Annotated in this window: 15 protein-coding genes; 11 read left to right on the forward strand and 4 right to left on the reverse strand. The window is 64.0% G+C overall.

The window, feature by feature from the left end; translation table 11 throughout:
* Positions 1–10: 10 nt before the first annotated feature.
* Positions 11–778: a gamma-glutamyl-gamma-aminobutyrate hydrolase family protein gene (locus IAE39_RS03550; protein WP_201199467.1), complete on the reverse strand. Its 768-nt coding sequence runs from the start codon at positions 776–778 to the stop codon at positions 11–13.
* 4 nt (positions 779–782) lie between these two features.
* Complete coding sequence (locus IAE39_RS03555; RefSeq protein ID WP_201199468.1) at positions 783–2,165, reverse strand: glutamine synthetase family protein; 1,383 nt, start codon at positions 2,163–2,165, stop codon at positions 783–785.
* Positions 2,166–2,371: 206 nt separating this feature from the next.
* Here IAE39_RS03555 and IAE39_RS03560 point away from each other — a divergent pair, with 206 nt between their 5' ends.
* The 5 genes from IAE39_RS03560 (at position 2,372) to IAE39_RS03580 (ending at position 7,076) form a co-directional block, all read left to right on the forward strand.
* Positions 2,372–3,244 (forward strand): LysR family transcriptional regulator, encoded by an 873-nt coding sequence (locus IAE39_RS03560; protein WP_201199469.1) that lies wholly within the window; start codon positions 2,372–2,374, stop codon positions 3,242–3,244.
* A 205-nt stretch (positions 3,245–3,449) separates the two neighbouring features.
* Complete coding sequence (rpoZ, locus tag IAE39_RS03565; protein WP_003253383.1) at positions 3,450–3,713, forward strand: DNA-directed RNA polymerase subunit omega; 264 nt, start codon at positions 3,450–3,452, stop codon at positions 3,711–3,713.
* Positions 3,714–3,772: 59 nt separating this feature from the next.
* Entirely contained in the window at positions 3,773–5,881 is a 2,109-nt protein-coding gene (gene spoT, locus IAE39_RS03570) for a bifunctional GTP diphosphokinase/guanosine-3',5'-bis pyrophosphate 3'-pyrophosphohydrolase (RefSeq protein WP_019471052.1), read from the forward strand.
* 23 nt (positions 5,882–5,904) lie between these two features.
* Positions 5,905–6,285 (forward strand): RidA family protein, encoded by a 381-nt coding sequence (locus IAE39_RS03575; RefSeq protein WP_009684531.1) that lies wholly within the window; start codon positions 5,905–5,907, stop codon positions 6,283–6,285.
* A gap of 59 nt (positions 6,286–6,344) precedes the next feature.
* A complete protein-coding gene (locus tag IAE39_RS03580) occupies positions 6,345–7,076 on the forward strand; it encodes a hypothetical protein (RefSeq protein WP_201199470.1) in 732 nt (243 codons plus the stop codon).
* Between the two features lie 131 nt (positions 7,077–7,207).
* Here the strand turns inward: IAE39_RS03580 and IAE39_RS03585 are convergent, their stop codons facing one another.
* Positions 7,208–8,065 carry an SDR family oxidoreductase gene (locus IAE39_RS03585; RefSeq protein WP_201199471.1) on the reverse strand — a complete coding sequence of 286 codons (858 nt, stop codon included), beginning with the start codon at positions 8,063–8,065 and terminating at the stop codon, positions 7,208–7,210.
* Between the two features lie 189 nt (positions 8,066–8,254).
* Between IAE39_RS03585 and exbB the strand changes: the two genes are divergently transcribed.
* From exbB to IAE39_RS03615, 6 genes are all read left to right on the forward strand, one after another.
* On the forward strand, positions 8,255–9,241 hold the full coding sequence (exbB, locus tag IAE39_RS03590; RefSeq protein WP_201199472.1) for a tonB-system energizer ExbB: 987 nt from the start codon (positions 8,255–8,257) through the stop codon (positions 9,239–9,241).
* 3 nt (positions 9,242–9,244) lie between these two features.
* Positions 9,245–9,673, forward strand: a complete 429-nt coding sequence (gene exbD / locus IAE39_RS03595) for a TonB system transport protein ExbD (RefSeq protein WP_003253367.1) — start codon at positions 9,245–9,247, stop codon at positions 9,671–9,673.
* Positions 9,670–10,401: an energy transducer TonB gene (locus tag IAE39_RS03600; protein WP_201199474.1), complete on the forward strand. Its 732-nt coding sequence runs from the start codon at positions 9,670–9,672 to the stop codon at positions 10,399–10,401. The genes exbD and IAE39_RS03600 overlap by 4 nt, the downstream gene beginning before the upstream one ends.
* A gap of 94 nt (positions 10,402–10,495) precedes the next feature.
* Complete coding sequence (locus IAE39_RS03605) at positions 10,496–11,422, forward strand: hydrogen peroxide-inducible genes activator (protein WP_201199483.1); 927 nt, start codon at positions 10,496–10,498, stop codon at positions 11,420–11,422.
* Positions 11,423–11,425: 3 nt separating this feature from the next.
* On the forward strand, positions 11,426–13,504 hold the full coding sequence (gene recG, locus IAE39_RS03610; RefSeq protein ID WP_201199491.1) for an ATP-dependent DNA helicase RecG: 2,079 nt from the start codon (positions 11,426–11,428) through the stop codon (positions 13,502–13,504).
* 78 nt (positions 13,505–13,582) lie between these two features.
* Positions 13,583–14,986: an aminoacyl-tRNA deacylase and HDOD domain-containing protein gene (locus IAE39_RS03615; protein WP_201199493.1), complete on the forward strand. Its 1,404-nt coding sequence runs from the start codon at positions 13,583–13,585 to the stop codon at positions 14,984–14,986.
* 117 nt (positions 14,987–15,103) lie between these two features.
* Here the strand turns inward: IAE39_RS03615 and IAE39_RS03620 are convergent, their stop codons facing one another.
* Positions 15,104–15,481, reverse strand: coding sequence for an SCP2 sterol-binding domain-containing protein (locus tag IAE39_RS03620; protein WP_201199495.1), 378 nt, complete (start codon positions 15,479–15,481; stop codon positions 15,104–15,106).
* Positions 15,482–15,601: the final 120 nt, after the last annotated feature.

Raw genomic sequence — 15,601 nt, forward strand, 5'->3', positions numbered from 1 at the left:
GACGTAAGCATCACGCCTGCCGTGCGCCCTCCCGTGCTGCGTAGGCAATGCAGGCCTCGCGAAACGCCTGAAACAGGCGCAGCGAGACCGGATTTTCGTTAAACCGCCACTCCGGGTGCCACTGCACGCCAAGCACAAAGCCCGGCGCCGCAGGCATGGACACCGCCTCGATCAGGCCATCCGGCGCCCGTGCTTCGACCCGCAGGCCCGGGGCCAGGCGGTCGATGCCCTGGCTGTGCAGCGAGTTGACCTCGAACTGCGCCGCCAGGCCCAGGCGCTCGAACAACCCGCCAGGCTCGATGCTGACCGGGTGCCGAGGGCCGTATTGCACCTCCAGGGGTGCGTCCTCGGGTTCGCGGTGGTCAAGGTAGCCAGGCAGCTCCTGCACACGCTGGTGCAGGCTGCCGCCAAGGGCCACGTTCAATTCCTGGTAGCCACGGCAGATGCAGAACACCGGTACACCGGCGGCAATCGCCGCTTGCAGCAGCGGCAGGGTCAGGCGATCGCGTGCCAGGTCGTGCCGGGTACCCGCTGCACTGGGGGCGCCATTGTAATGATGCGGTTCGATATTTGAAGGCGAGCCGGTAAAAACAATGCCGTGCAGGCGGGCCAGCAGCGCGGGCGTGTCGCTGCCCCCGTCGCGGGCCGGCAAGATCAGCGGCAGGCCGGCAAAGCCGGCCGCCTCCACATACTTGTCGCCCACCGTGTGCGACGAGTTCTTCCCCACCTGCTGGCGGCAGGCGCTGACACCGATCAAGGGGACCGCAGTTGCGCTCATGGGCTTACACCGTGTGCAGGTACCAGTTGTACTCAAGGTCGGAAATCGACACCTCGAACTCGGCCAGTTCGCTTTCCTTGCAGGCCACGAAGATATCGATGTAGTCCGGGCTGATGTATTGGTTGAGGACTTCGCTGTCGTCCAGCGCGCGCAGGGCATCACGCAGGTTGTTCGGCAGGCTTTGCTCCAGCTGTTCGTAGGAGTTGCCTTCGATCGGTGCCTCGGGCTCGACCTTGTTGGTCAGGCCGTGATGCACGCCGGCCAGGATGGCCGCCAGCATCAGGTACGGGTTGGCATCGGCACCAGCCACGCGGTGCTCAAGGCGCACGTTGTCGCTACTGTCGGTCGGCACGCGCACGGCCACGGTGCGGTTGTCCAGGCCCCAGCTCGGCGCATTGGGCACATAGAACTGCGCGCCGAAGCGGCGGTAGGAGTTGATGTTCGGGCAGAGGAAGGCCATCGACGCCGGCATGGTTTCCAGCACGCCACCAATGGCGTGGCGCAGCGTGTCGCTCTCAAGCGGGTCGTCGCTGGCGAAGATGTTCTTGCCGGTTTTCTTGTCCAGCAACGAAATGTGCACGTGCAGGCCGTTGCCGGCCTGGCCCGGGTAAGGCTTGGCCATGAAAGTGGTGTCCATTTCATGGTCGTAGGCCACGTTCTTGATCAGGCGCTTGAGCAGGATCGCGTAGTCGCAGGCCTTCAGCGGGTCGGCCACGTGGTGCAGGTTGACCTCGAACTGCGCCGGGGCGCTTTCCTTGACGATGGCATCGGCCGGCAAGCCTTGCTCCTTGGCCGCTTCGAGCATGTCCTGCAGGCAGTCGGCGTACTCGTCAAGGTCGTCGATCAGGTACACCTGGGTCGACTGCGGGCGCTTGCCGGAAATGGGCGAACGCGGCGGTTGCGGGCGGCCGTTGAGGTTGTCCTGGTCGATCAGGTAGAACTCCAGCTCGAACGCAGCGCAGATATCCAGGCCCAGGTCGTCGAACTTGCTCACGATCTGGCGCAGCACTTCACGCGGGTCGGCAAAGAACGGCTGGCCGTCCAGTTCGTGCATGGTCATCAGCAGCTGGGCGGTCGGGCGTTTCTGCCAGGGTTCATCCGACAGCGAGCCGGGGATCGGGAAGCAGATACGGTCGGCATCGCCAATGTCCAGGCCAAGGCCGGTGCTTTCCACGGTGGAGCCGTTGATGTCCAGGGCGAACAGCGATGCCGGCAGGTTGATGCCCTTTTCGTACACCTTGTGCAGGCTGGCCCGCTCGATGCGCTTGCCACGTACCACGCCATTCATGTCGGAGATCAGCAGATCGACGTACTGCGTGTCCGGATGGGCCTGGAGGAAGTCATTCATCTCGCTGGAAGAACTGGCGCACGGGGTTACCGACGTCATGGCTGTACATCCTTTGATTTGCTGCGGCGATGTGGGGATACGGCTGGCGCCTCACGGGCGACGATGGTTGCAGCTGTTGTTCTTTTCACTTTCCCATCGTGGGGATTGGTTACCCGACCGGGCGCATTGATTCCGGGGGGCCGTTTCACTATAAAATGGCCCTGACGCAACAGACATTGGCAATTCGGCAAGCAGAGCGTGCACCAATGCAATATCAGATTACCCACGCCGACCTCTCCCTGGTCCTGGCACTGGAGCGTGGCCGCTCGCTGGCCAAGGCCGCCGAGCTGCTCAAAGTCGACGTGTCGACCGTGTTCCGTTCGATCCGCCGCCTGGAGTCGGCACTCGGTACCGCGCTGTTCGTAAAAAGCCGCAAAGGCTACCTGCCGACCGACACCGCCCAGGCCCTGGCCGAGCAGGCCGAGCGCGCCGAACAGGCGCTGGAGGCGGCACGCATCGCCATGACCAGTGGCGAACAAGTGGTCAGCGGTACGGTGCGCCTGACTTGCACCGAGGCGGTGATGCACAGCCTGTTGCTGCCGGCGCTGGCCGAGTTCATGCCCAACTACCCGGCCCTGTCGCTGGAGATGGGCACCTCCAACACCTTCGCCAACCTCAGCCGGCGCGACGCCGACATTGCCCTGCGCCTGACCAACACGCCACCGGAGCACCTGGTGGGCCGCAACCTGGGCTCTACATCCTATGTGGTCTGCGGCCAGCCGCAGTGGCGCGAGCGCCTCGCCGAATCGCCGGCCAGCACGCCGTGGATCGCCCCTGACGACTCGATGCAGGACCACCCCACGGTGGTCTGGCGCAACCAGCAATACCCAGGGTTGAGCCCGCGCTACCAGTGCAGCAGCATGTCGACCATCGCCCAACTGGTGACCGCCGGGCTGGGCGTGGCAGCGCTGCCGGACTACATGGTGCATGCACTGCCCGGGGTAGATGCGCTGAGCGGGCCGCTAACCGGCTGCGACACCCAGTTGTGGCTGCTGACCCGGCCAGATTGCCGGGCACTGCGCTCGGTGCAGACATTGTTCGAAGAGCTGACCCCGCGGTTGCGCGGCGCGATGCTCTGAGGTTATCGTCAGGCTCATGCATCGAGGGTGTCTGTTCCGGCCCTTTCGCGGCTAAAGCCGCTCCCACAGGGTGCGGCGGCAGGCTTGGGGATGAAGCGGCCCGGTAAAACAGCGCTTCCCTATTGGCTGGTGAATTTTTATACTATCGAGTCCGCCTGCCCATTACTGGGCTGCACGCCCACCGCATTTGCTACTGAGGAAGACCATGGCCCGCGTAACTGTTGAAGACTGCCTGGAACACGTGGATAACCGCTTTGAGCTGGTCATGCTCTCGACCAAGCGCGCTCGCCAGCTGGCGACCGGCGGCAAAGAGCCACGCGTAGCGTGGGAAAACGACAAGCCTACCGTTGTTGCCCTGCGTGAAATCGCCGAAGGCATCGTCACCAACGAGTTCATCGCCGCCGAAGAGATCGTCACCGAGGATCCGGTGTTCGCCGCGTTCGAGGACGAGAACAACGAGGCTGTCTGATTGATGCCAGGTCGACGTCGCACGGCGCAAGGCCCTCTTCCTCGGCAGGAGGTGAACCCATGCCGGGTATAGAAGCCTTGGCCGAACGGCTGTCGACCTATCTTGGCCCTGAACAGGTCAACCTGGTCCGGCGCGCCTATTTCTACGCCGAACAGGCCCACGACGGGCAGCGCCGCCGCAGCGGCGAGCCCTACGTGACCCACCCGCTGGCCGTGGCCAGCATCCTCGCCGACATGCACATGGACCATCAGAGCCTGATGGCAGCCATGCTGCACGACGTGATCGAAGACACCGGCATCGCCAAGGAAGCCCTCAGCCAGCAGTTTGGCGAGACCGTGGCCGAATTGGTCGACGGGGTCAGCAAGCTGACCCAGATGAACTTCGAGACCAAGGCCGAGGCGCAGGCCGAAAACTTCCAGAAAATGGCCATGGCCATGGCCCGCGATATCCGCGTGATCCTGGTCAAGCTGGCCGACCGCCTGCACAACATGCGCACCCTTGAAGTGCTGTCTGGCGAAAAGCGCCGGCGCATCGCCAAGGAAACCCTCGAGATCTACGCCCCCATCGCCAACCGCCTGGGTATGCACACCGTGCGCGTGGAGTTCGAGGACCTCGGCTTCAAGGCCATGCACCCGATGCGCTCGTCGCTGATTCACCGGGCGGTGAAAAGCGCACGCGGCAACCGTAAAGAGATCGTCGCCAAGATCGAGCACTCGCTGGCCAACTGCCTGGCTGCAGACGGCATCGAAGGCGAGGTCAGCGGCCGGCAGAAACACCTCTATGGCATCTACAAGAAGATGCGCGGCAAGCGCCGCGCCTTCAACGAGATCATGGACGTGTATGCCTTCCGCATCATCGTCGACAAGGTCGACACCTGCTACCGCGTGCTTGGCGCCGTGCACAACCTGTACAAGCCGCTGCCCGGTCGCTTCAAGGATTACATCGCGATCCCCAAGGCCAACGGCTACCAGTCGTTGCACACCACGCTGTTCGGCATGCACGGCGTGCCTATCGAAATCCAGATCCGCACGCGCGAAATGGAAGAGATGGCCAACAACGGCATCGCCGCGCACTGGCTGTACAAGTCCAACGACGACGAGCAGCCCAAGGGCAGCCATGCCCGCGCCCGCCAGTGGGTCAAAGGCATCCTCGAGTTGCAGCAACGGGCTGGCAACTCGCTGGAATTCATCGAGAGCGTGAAGATCGACCTGTTCCCGGACGAGGTCTACGTGTTCACGCCCAAAGGCCGGATCATGGAGCTGCCCAAAGGCTCCACGGCCGTCGACTTCGCCTACGCGGTGCACACCGACGTTGGCAACAGCTGCATCGCCTGCCGCATCAACCGCCGCCTGGCGCCGCTGTCCGAGCCGCTGCAGAGCGGCTCGACGGTGGAAATCGTCAGCGCCCCGGGCGCCCGGCCAAACCCGGCCTGGCTCAACTTCGTGGTCACCGGCAAGGCGCGTACGCACATCCGCCATGCGCTCAAGCAGCAGCGACGCTCCGAGTCCATCAGCCTGGGCGAACGCCTGCTGAACAAAGTACTCACCGGCTTCGACAGCAGCCTGGAGAAAATCCCCCAGGAGCGCATTCAGGCGATTCTCGCCGAGTACCGCCTGGAGCTGATCGAAGACCTGCTCGAAGACATCGGCCTGGGCAACCGCATGGCCTACGTGGTCGCGCGCCGCCTGCTGTCGGCCGAAGGCGAACAATTGCCGGCGCCGGAAGGCCCGCTGGCGATCCGTGGTACCGAAGGCCTGGTGCTGAGCTACGCCAAGTGCTGCACGCCGATCCCGGGCGACCCGATCGTCGGCCACCTGTCGGCTGGCAAGGGCATGGTCGTGCACCTGGAAAACTGCCGCAACATCAGTGAAATCCGCCACAACCCGGAAAAATGCGTGCAGCTCTCCTGGGCCAAGGACATCACGGGCGAGTTCAATGTCGAACTGCGTGTCGAACTGGAACACCAGCGGGGCCTGATCGCCCTGCTGGCCAGCAGCGTCAACGCCGCCGACGGCAACATCGAGAAGATCAGCATGGACGAACGCGACGGCCGTATCAGCGTGGTCCAACTGGTGGTCAGCGTGCACGACCGCGTGCACCTGGCACGTGTGATCAAGAAGCTGCGTACCCTGACCGGTGTGGTCCGCATCACCCGCATGCGTACGTAGTCCGCCAACCGCAAGGAGTCATCATGAGCAAGACCGTCATCAACAGCGACAAGGCCCCAGCCGCTATCGGTACCTACTCGCAAGCGATCAAGGCCGGCAACACCGTGTACATGTCGGGCCAGATTCCGCTGGACCCGAAGACCATGGAACTGGTCGAAGGCTTCGAAGCCCAGACCGTGCAGGTGTTCGAAAACCTCAAGGCCGTGGCTGAAGCCGCTGGCGGTTCGTTCAAGGACATCGTCAAGCTGAACATCTTCCTCACCGACCTGAGCCACTTCGCCAAGGTCAACGAGGTGATGGGCCGCTACTTCGAACAGCCTTACCCGGCCCGCGCCGCCATTGGCGTTGCCGCGCTGCCGAAAGGCGCCCAGGTCGAAATGGACGCCATCCTGGTCATCGAATGATGCCTCGGGTGACGGGCGCCCTGCCCGTCACCCTCCCTCCTCTGCAAGGTTTTCCCGTCATGCGTCAAGCACTGCCCCTCGCGCTGGCAGCCCTGCTACTGGGCGGCTGCGCCAGCCACAAACCCGAAGACTTCAACGGCACCTGGATCAACCAGGCCGCGATCAAGGCTGCCGTGAAAGGCGACAACCTGCGCCAGGCCCTGAATGAACATGGCCCGGTTTTCGAGTGGAAACTCGACGTGGCCAACCACCAGGCCAGTTTCAGCAATGGCTTCGAAGCTGCCGACGGGCAGTTGACCACCCTTGAGAAACAACTGCAGGCCAGCTTTTTCGGTGGCCAGACCGAGCAGCTTGAGCTGGACGGCGACGAACTGCTGACCACTGACCAGGCTGGCACCAGGCAGACCTTCGTCCGCGTCAAAGCCCCGGCCACAGCCAACGCCCCGTTGGGCAGCAGCTTCGAAAAAGCCCTGTATCAGGCCTACCTGGGTGGGGAATGGAAAATTCTCGAAGGCCAGGGCAAAGGCGACAAGGTGCGCTTCAGCGATACCGGCAACGTTACCGGCTTGCCTGGCCCGGACCGCTTCGCCCTGTGCCTGGCCGGCGACTGCGCGACCATGGGTGGCAGCAACGACAGCCTGTGGCTGGAGCGCAACCAGCGTGGTGCGCCGTTCATCATCAAGCGCGATGGCGACAAGCTGGAGATCTTCCAGGCAGTGAACCGTGCGCAGTCGGATGAAATGCCACAGCTGGCGGCGGGTACGCGTCAGTGGGTGCTGGAGAAGGACTGAAAGGGACTGAACTCGCGTTTGGACCTTATCGGCCTCTTCGCGGGTGAACCCGCTCCCACAGGGATAGCACCGCGCTCACCGGCGGTGCAGTACCTGTGGGAGCGGGTTCACCCGCGAAGAGGCCGGCAGACTCAGCGCACGCCTTTCAGGATTGCCGCATAGCCTTCCTTGTAACTCGGATACACCGGCGCCCAGCCCAACGCACGCGCACGCGCGTTGCTGCAGCGCTTGCTGCCGGTACGCCGCACACGCTGCTCATCGGACCATTCGGTAACGCCCATGTACTCGCGCAGCCAGGCCACCACGTCGGCCAGTGGCGCCGGGTCGTCGTCCACGCCGATATAGCAGTCGTCCAGCACCTTCCCATCAGCATCGGCCTGCAGCAGGAACGCCAGCAGGCTGGCAGCGTCCTCGGCATGAATGCGGTTGCCATAGAGCGGCGGCTCTACGGCCACGCGGTAACCCTGGCGCACCTGGCTCAGCAGCCATTCCCGACCCGGGCCATAGATGCCGGTCAGGCGCACCACGCTCGCCGGAAAACCACTGGCCAGTGCCAGCCGTTCTGCCTCCAGCATCACCCGCCCGGAATAACCCTCAGGCTCGGTGGCCGCGCCCTCCTTGATCCATTCGCCGTCCTGCTGCGCATACACGCTGCTGCTGGAAACGAAAAGCAGGCGGCGCGGGCGCTGGCCACGCTCGGCCAACCAGGCCAGCACATGGCGCAAACCGTCTACATAAGCTGCCTGGTAACCCGCCTCGTCGTGCTGGCTGGCGGCCACGCAATACACCAGGTAGTCCAGCGCGCCCGTTGGCCAGGCTTGCGGAATCGACGCTTCGGCCAGGTCTGCGGCAACCGGCTGAACACCCGCTGGCAGCTCCCCGACCGACCGGCGCAGGCCGCTCACCTGCCAGCCGCGCGCCAGCATCTGCCGGGCCAGGCGCCCGCCTACATCACCACAACCCACCACCATCACTGAAAGGTCTGACATCACAAAACTCCCTAGACCAATTGATCAGCCGACCACGCTACACGATGGATGGCTGGACCATAGGCGAAAAAAGCAACAAGATTACTTTTGTTAACAAGAATTACTTGCAATAATGGCCGCCAATTTGTTCTCGGCCTACCTCGAGGCCTTGGAGAACGTTTACTTTTTTCTTCATCAGGTCCGGCCAGCATGACACGTAATCAACCTTCCGCTTCGCCAACCCCGTCGCGCGCCTGGCGCGCCATCGCCGCGCTGACACTCAGCCTGGTGCTGGCCCCGGTGGCCATGGCCGATGAGCCAACCACCAATGCCGCCACCCCTGCAGCAGCCACTGCCGCTGCTGCCCCGGGTACTGCCCCTGTGGCCCCGGCTGGCGACGTACAGGCACCGGCCGTTGACGGCGCTGCCACTGCCGATGCACCGGTCGCAGTCGACCCAAGCGTCGAAGCCCTGGTTGAAGACACCTCGCTGGGCATGGCCCACGACCTGTCCCCTTGGGGCATGTACAAGAACGCCGACATCGTGGTGAAGCTCGTCATGATCGGCCTGGCCATCGCCTCCATCATCACCTGGACCATCTGGATCGCCAAAGGCTTCGAGCTGATGGGCGCCAAGCGTCGCCTGCGGGGTGAAATCGCCCAGCTGAAGAAATCCACCACCCTCAAAGACGCCAGCGAAGTCTCCAACAAGGAAGGCACCCTGGCCCACACGCTGGTCCACGACGCCCTCGAAGAAATGCGCCTGTCGGCCAACGCCCGCGAAAAAGAGGGTATCAAGGAGCGCGTCAGCTTCCGCCTGGAGCGCCTGGTGCATGCCAGCGGCCGCACCATGAGCAGCGGCACCGGCGTACTCGCTACCATCGGTTCCACTGCGCCGTTCGTCGGCCTGTTCGGTACCGTATGGGGCATCATGAACAGCTTCATCGGCATCGCCAAGACCCAGACCACCAACCTGGCCGTGGTTGCCCCAGGTATCGCCGAGGCCCTGCTGGCCACCGCCCTGGGCCTGGTCGCAGCAATCCCGGCCGTGGTCATCTACAACGTCTTCGCCCGCTCCATCGCTGGCTACAAGGCTCAGGTGTCCGACGCCTCCGCTCAGGTACTGCTGCTGGTCAGCCGTGACCTGGACCACCAGGGCAGCGACCGCGCTGCCCCGCACATGGTGAAAGTGGGGTAAACCATGGGCCTGCATCTCAACGAAGGTGGCGACGACCTCGCCGAAAACCACGAAATCAACGTTACGCCGTTCATCGACGTGATGCTGGTGCTGCTGATCATCTTCATGGTGGCAGCCCCCCTGGCCACGGTCGACATCAAGGTCGACCTGCCGGCCTCGACCGCCAAGCCGGCGCCGAGGCCCGAGAAGCCGGTGTTCGTCAGCGTCAAGGCCGACCAGAAGCTGTACGTCGGCGACGATCAGGTTGCGGCACCCGACCAGCTTGGCCCGATGCTCGATGCCAAGACCAAGGGTGACAAGGAAACCACCATCTTCTTCCAGGCCGATAAAGGCGTGGATTACGGTGACCTGATGGAAGTGATGAACAACATGCGCGCGGCCGGCTACCTGAAGGTCGGTCTGGTAGGTCTCGAGACGGCAGCCAAGAAATGACAAAACCGCGCTCAAACATGGCGCGCTACGGTGGCAGCCTGGCGATCGTGCTGGGTGTGCACGTGCTCGCCGTGGTGCTGACGCTCAACTGGTCGGTGCCCCAGGCCATCGAGCTGCCGCCGGCAGCCATGATGGTCGAGCTGGCACCGCTGCCGGAGCCTGCGCCACCGCCACCTCCAAAGGCGGCGCCGCAGCCACCGGCACCGGTCGAGGAACCGCCGCTGCCGAAGCTGGCGGAAGCACCCAAGCCGAAAATCGCCATTCCCAAGCCGCCCAAGCCGAAGGCCAAGCCACAGCCGCCCAAGCCCGAGAAAAAGCCTGAGCCGCCGAAGGAAGCACCGCCGACCGAGCAGACGGTAGACGCACCGCCAAGCAACACGCCACCGCAGAAATCTGCGGCACCGGCACCGAGCATTGCGTCCAACAGCAACGCCTTGCCGACCTGGCAGAGTGACCTGCTGCGTCACCTGGCCAAGTACAAGCGCTATCCGGAAGACGCGCGCCGCCGCGGTCTGCAGGGCATCAACCGCCTGCGCTTCGTGGTCGATGCCGAAGGCAAGGTGGTGTCGTACTCGATGGCAGGTGGTTCGGGCAGTGCTGCCCTGGACCGGGCGACCCTGGAAATGATCCGCCGGGCCGGCACGGTACCCAAGCCGCCACCCGAGTTGCTGAACAATGGCACGATCGAAGTCGTGGCACCGTTCGTCTACTCACTGGACCGCCGCTGAGACTTTTGTTTCTGTCACAAATCGGCAAGTCTGATAACGTGCGTCTATCGATTGCAGCCGCTATGCTGGGCCCGCAACTTCATGGACGCACGTTATGACCCTCACAGAATTACGCTACATCGTCACACTCGCCCAGGAACAGCACTTCGGCCATGCCGCCGAGCGCTGCCACGTGAGCCAGCCGACCCTGTCGGTCGGTGTGAAGAAGCTCGAGGATGAGCTTGGCGTTCTGATCTTCGAACGCAGCAAGAGCGCGGTTCGCCTGACCCCTGTCGGCGAGAACATCGTCGCCCAGGCACAGAAGGTACTGGAGCAGGCCCAAGGCATTCGCGAGCTGGCCCAGGCCGGCAAGAACCAGCTGACTGCCCCGCTCAAGGTGGGTGCCATCTACACCGTCGGCCCCTACCTGTTCCCGCACCTGATCCCGCAGCTGCACCGTGTGGCGCCGCAGATGCCGCTGTACATCGAAGAAAACTTCACTCACGTGCTGCGCGAAAAACTGCGCAACGGCGAGCTGGATGCAGTGATCATCGCTCTACCGTTCAATGAAGCCGACGTGCTGACCCTGCCGCTGTACGACGAGCCGTTCTGCGCCCTGATGCCGGCCGACCACCCGTGGACGGCGAAAAAAACCATCGACACCTCCATGCTCAACGACAAGAGCTTGTTGCTGCTCGGTGAAGGCCACTGTTTCCGCGACCAGGTACTGGAAGCCTGCCCGACCCTGAACAAGGGCGGTGAAGGCTCGCGGCACACCACGGTCGAGTCCAGCTCGCTGGAAACCATCCGCCACATGGTGGCCTCGGGCCTTGGTGTGTCGATCCTGCCGCTGTCTGCCGTGCACAGCCACCACTATGCGCCCGGTGTCATCGAGGTGCGCCCGCTGACCGCACCGGCACCATTCCGCACCGTGGCCATTGCCTGGCGCGCCAGCTTCCCGCGGCCGAAGGCCATCGAGATCCTCGCCGACTCGATCCGCCTGTGCTCGGTCGCCAAAGCCCCTGCGGAACAACCGGTCTGAGTCATGACTGAGCTGTCGAACGTCCCGGTCACCGTGCTCAAAGGTGTTGGCGAGGCCATGGCCGAGAAGCTCGCCAAGGTGGGCCTGGAGAACCTGCAGGATGTGCTGTTCCACCTGCCCCTGCGCTATCAGGACCGCACGCGCGTGGTGCCCATCGGCCAACTGCGCCCGGGCCAGGATGCCGTGATCGAAGGTGTGGTCAGCGGCGCCGACGTGACCATGGGTAAACGCCGTAGCCTGGTGGTGCGCCTGGGTGACGGCAGTGGCGTGCTGAGCCTGCGCTTCTACCACTTCAGCAACGCGCAGAAGGAAGGCCTCAAGCGGGGCACCCACCTGCGCTGCTACGGCGAGGCGCGCCCCGGCGCTTCGGGCCTGGAAATCTACCACCCGGAATACCGCGCCCTGAACGGCGACGAACCGCCGCCGCCGGTCGATCAGACCCTGACACCGATCTACCCGTCTACCGAAGGCCTTACCCAGCAACGCCTGCGCCAGCTGTGCCAACAGAGCCTGGGCATGCTTGGCCCGCGCAGCCTGCCCGACTGGCTGCCCGACGAACTGGCCCGCGACTACCAGTTGGCGCCGCTGGACGATGCCATCCGCTACCTGCACAACCCGCCAGCCGACGCCGACGTCGACGAACTGGCCCTGGGTCACCACTGGGCTCAGCACCGCCTGGCTTTCGAAGAGCTGCTGACCCACCAGCTTTCGCAACAGCGCCTGCGCGAAAGCCTGCGCAGCCTGCGTGCCCCCGTGTTGCCCAAAGCCACCCGCCTGCAGGCGCAATACCTGGCCAACCTCGGCTTCCCGCCGACCGGTGCACAGCAGCGCGTGGCCAACGAAATTGCCTACGACCTCAGCCAGCACGAACCGATGATGCGCCTGGTGCAAGGCGACGTGGGTGCCGGCAAGACTGTGGTCGCGGCGCTGGCCGCACTGCAGGCCCTGGAGGCCGGTTACCAGGTGGCGTTGATGGCACCTACCGAGATCCTCGCCGAACAGCACTACATCACCTTCAAACGCTGGCTGGAGCCGTTGGGCATCGAAGTGGCCTGGCTGGCCGGCAAGCTCAAGGGCAAGGCCCGGGCTGCGTCCCTGGAGCAGATCGCCAACGGGGCGCCTATGGTGGTCGGCACCCACGCCCTGTTCCAGGAAGAGGTGAAGTTCAAGCACCTGGCCCTGGCGATCATCGACGAGCAGCACCGTTTTGGCGTGCAGCAGCGCCTGGCCCTGCGCAAGAAGGGCGTGGCGGGCGAGCTGTGCCCGCACCAGCTGATCATGACCGCCACACCGATCCCGCGTACCTTGGCCATGAGCGCCTATGCCGACCTGGACACCTCGGTGCTCGACGAGCTGCCACCCGGGCGTACGCCGGTGAACACCGTGCTGGTCGCCGACAGCCGCCGCTTCGAAGTGGTCGAGCGCGTGCGCGCCGCCTGTGCCGAGGGGCGCCAGGCCTATTGGGTGTGCACCCTGATTGAAGAGTCCGAAGAACTGACCTGCCAGGCCGCCGAAAGCACCTACGAGGAGCTTGGCAGCGCCTTGGGCGAGTTGCGGGTGGGGCTGATTCACGGGCGCATGAAACCGGCGGAAAAAGCCGAAATCATGGCGCAGTTCAAGGCCGGTGAATTGCAATTGCTGGTCGCCACCACGGTGATCGAGGTCGGCGTGGATGTGCCCAATTCCAGCCTGATGATCATCGAGAACCCGGAGCGCCTGGGCCTGGCCCAGTTGCACCAGCTGCGCGGTCGGGTTGGCCGGGGCAGCGCCGTCAGCCATTGCGTGCTGCTGTACCACCCGCCGCTGTCGCAGATCGGTCGCGAGCGCCTGGGCATCATGCGCGAAACCAATGACGGCTTCATCATTGCCGAAAAGGACCTGGAGCTACGCGGCCCGGGCGAGATGCTCGGCACCCGCCAGACCGGCCTGCTGCAGTTCAAGGTCGCCGACCTGATGCGCGACGCCGACCTGCTGCCGGCCGTGCGCGACGCTGCCCAGGCGCTGATCGCCCGCTGGCCGGAACACGTCAGCCCGTTGCTGGACCGCTGGCTGCGTCATGGCCAGCAATATGGCCAAGTGTGACGCCAGTCCCATAATGGATCCAGATTTGCCCCGGGGCTGGTTATACTTCGCGTTTAAAAGCATCAGTGGATACGGACCATGACTGAAGTTGCCCTGGACACCGCAACCCCACACACACCTTCCGTTATCAGGCAACTGCTGGAAAAACTCGGCGTCGCCTACCGCGAGGTGCTCGAGCATCCGCACCTGCCGGCCGCCTCGCGGGTACAGGCCGTGCTGCTCGACGACGAGGTCGGCGCCCTGATGGTGCTGTTCCCGCAGAGCCAGTTGCTGGACCTTAACCGCCTGGCCGAGCTGACCGGGCGCAAGCTCACTGCCGTGTCGGTGCCACGCCTGAAGCAGATGCTCGACAAGCACCAGCTCAAGGCCCTGCCGGGGATCCCGGCACTGACCAGCTCGCCCTGCCAGTACGAAAAAAGCCTGCTCGACACCGAAACCGTGTTTATCCAGTCGGGTGAAGCCGGCCTGCTGCTGGAAATCGAGCGCGCGCCATTCAAGCGCATGCTGGCCAAGGCCAGCGCCAGCAGCTTTGGCCAGGACGTCGAGGCGATCAGCCCCAACCTCGACCGCCCCGATGACGACACCCGGGAAATCACCAACGCCGTGCAGGCCTTCACTGCCCGGCGCATCCAGAAGCGCCTGGAAGAAACCATCGAAATCCCGCCACTGGCCGATACCGCGCAAAAGATCATCAAATTGCGGGTAGACCCCAATGCCAGCGTCGACGACATCACTGGCGTAGTCGAAACCGACCCGGCACTGGCTGCGCAGGTGGTGAGCTGGGCGGCGTCGCCTTACTATGCCTCGCCGGGCAAGATCCGCTCGGTGGAAGACGCCATCGTGCGCGTGCTGGGCTTCGACCTGGTGATCAACCTGGCCCTGGGCCTGGCGCTGGGCAAGACGTTGAGCCTGCCGAAAGACCACCCGCAACAAGCCACGCCATACTGGCAGCAATCGATCTACACCGCCGCGATCATCGAAGGCCTGACCCGTGCCATGCCGCGGGCAGAACGCCCCGAAGCCGGCCTGACCTACCTGGCCGGGCTGCTGCACAACTTTGGCTACCTGTTGCTGGCGCATGTGTTCCCGCCGCACTTCTCGCTGATCTGCCGCCACCTGGAGGTCAACCCGCACCTGAACCACACCTACGTGGAACAGCACCTGCTGGGCATCAGCCGTGAGCAGATCGGCGCCTGGCTGATGAAGTTGTGGGACATGCCGGAAGAGCTGTCGACCGCGCTGCGCTTCCAGCACGACCCGGCCTACGACGGCGAGTATGCGGCGTTCCCCAACCTGGTGTGCCTGGCTACCCGGCTACTGCGCTCGCGGGGGATTGGCTCGGGGCCGCAGGAAGAGATTCCGGATGAGTTGCTGGAGCGCCTGGGCATTGCCCGGGACAAGGCTGAGGATGTGGTGAACAAGGTGCTGGAGGCCGAGAGCCTGTTGCGTGAGCTGGCTTCGCAGTTTCACGCACCGCACTGAGGTTATTGGCCCCCTGTGGGAGCGGGTTTACCCGCGAATGCGTCGGTGGATTCACTGCAGCATTCGCGGGTAAACCCGCTCCCACAGGGTACGCGTGAGCCATCAGCCTGTTGGGTTTCAGCCTTTCTTCTTCTTCGGCTTCAGGTACTTCATCAACCCCTGAAACCACATCACCAATGCCGGGTTGCCCTTGATCTGGATGTTCTTGTCCTGAATCCCCTGCATGAACGCCAACTGCTTGTTGCCCGCCTGCATCGTGGCAAAGCCGTAGGCCGCGTCCTTGAAGGCGATGGCGAAGGCGGGCTGCGGGTGCGCACCGCCCTTGCTGCTGATGCGCTCGTTGTTGACGGTGAAGTGCCGGGCAACCTTGCCGTCCAGGGTCTGCATCTGGAACACCAGGTCCTTGCCCTTGAGCTGCTGCTGGAACGCCGGGTTTTTACGGCTGGCCCTGGCCATCAACAGCCCCATGGCCCAGAGAAGAAAGCGGAACTTCATCAACGCGCCTCGAATAAAAAGTGACTAAGGCGCGCAGTTTAGCCTTTTCCTGAACTATTTATGCAAGTTCGAAACATTTTGCCTGCAGAAAGCACAACGGGCGCCCTGGGGCGCCCGCTT

It is taken from the genome of Pseudomonas sp. S37 (assembly GCF_016658545.1).
In the GTDB taxonomy this organism is placed as follows: Bacteria; Pseudomonadota; Gammaproteobacteria; order Pseudomonadales; family Pseudomonadaceae; genus Aquipseudomonas.

Coding starts and splice junctions, on each gene's coding strand:
- IAE39_RS03550 (WP_201199467.1), bottom strand. CDS start 778: ATGAGCGCAACTGCGGTCCCCTTGATCGGTGTCAGCGCCTGCCGCCAG.
- IAE39_RS03555 (WP_201199468.1), bottom strand. CDS start 2,165: ATGACGTCGGTAACCCCGTGCGCCAGTTCTTCCAGCGAGATGAATGAC.
- IAE39_RS03560 (WP_201199469.1), top strand. CDS start 2,372: ATGCAATATCAGATTACCCACGCCGACCTCTCCCTGGTCCTGGCACTG.
- rpoZ (WP_003253383.1), top strand. CDS start 3,450: ATGGCCCGCGTAACTGTTGAAGACTGCCTGGAACACGTGGATAACCGC.
- spoT (WP_019471052.1), top strand. CDS start 3,773: ATGCCGGGTATAGAAGCCTTGGCCGAACGGCTGTCGACCTATCTTGGC.
- IAE39_RS03575 (WP_009684531.1), top strand. CDS start 5,905: ATGAGCAAGACCGTCATCAACAGCGACAAGGCCCCAGCCGCTATCGGT.
- IAE39_RS03580 (WP_201199470.1), top strand. CDS start 6,345: ATGCGTCAAGCACTGCCCCTCGCGCTGGCAGCCCTGCTACTGGGCGGC.
- IAE39_RS03585 (WP_201199471.1), bottom strand. CDS start 8,065: ATGTCAGACCTTTCAGTGATGGTGGTGGGTTGTGGTGATGTAGGCGGG.
- exbB (WP_201199472.1), top strand. CDS start 8,255: ATGACACGTAATCAACCTTCCGCTTCGCCAACCCCGTCGCGCGCCTGG.
- exbD (WP_003253367.1), top strand. CDS start 9,245: ATGGGCCTGCATCTCAACGAAGGTGGCGACGACCTCGCCGAAAACCAC.
- IAE39_RS03600 (WP_201199474.1), top strand. CDS start 9,670: ATGACAAAACCGCGCTCAAACATGGCGCGCTACGGTGGCAGCCTGGCG.
- IAE39_RS03605 (WP_201199483.1), top strand. CDS start 10,496: ATGACCCTCACAGAATTACGCTACATCGTCACACTCGCCCAGGAACAG.
- recG (WP_201199491.1), top strand. CDS start 11,426: ATGACTGAGCTGTCGAACGTCCCGGTCACCGTGCTCAAAGGTGTTGGC.
- IAE39_RS03615 (WP_201199493.1), top strand. CDS start 13,583: ATGACTGAAGTTGCCCTGGACACCGCAACCCCACACACACCTTCCGTT.
- IAE39_RS03620 (WP_201199495.1), bottom strand. CDS start 15,481: ATGAAGTTCCGCTTTCTTCTCTGGGCCATGGGGCTGTTGATGGCCAGG.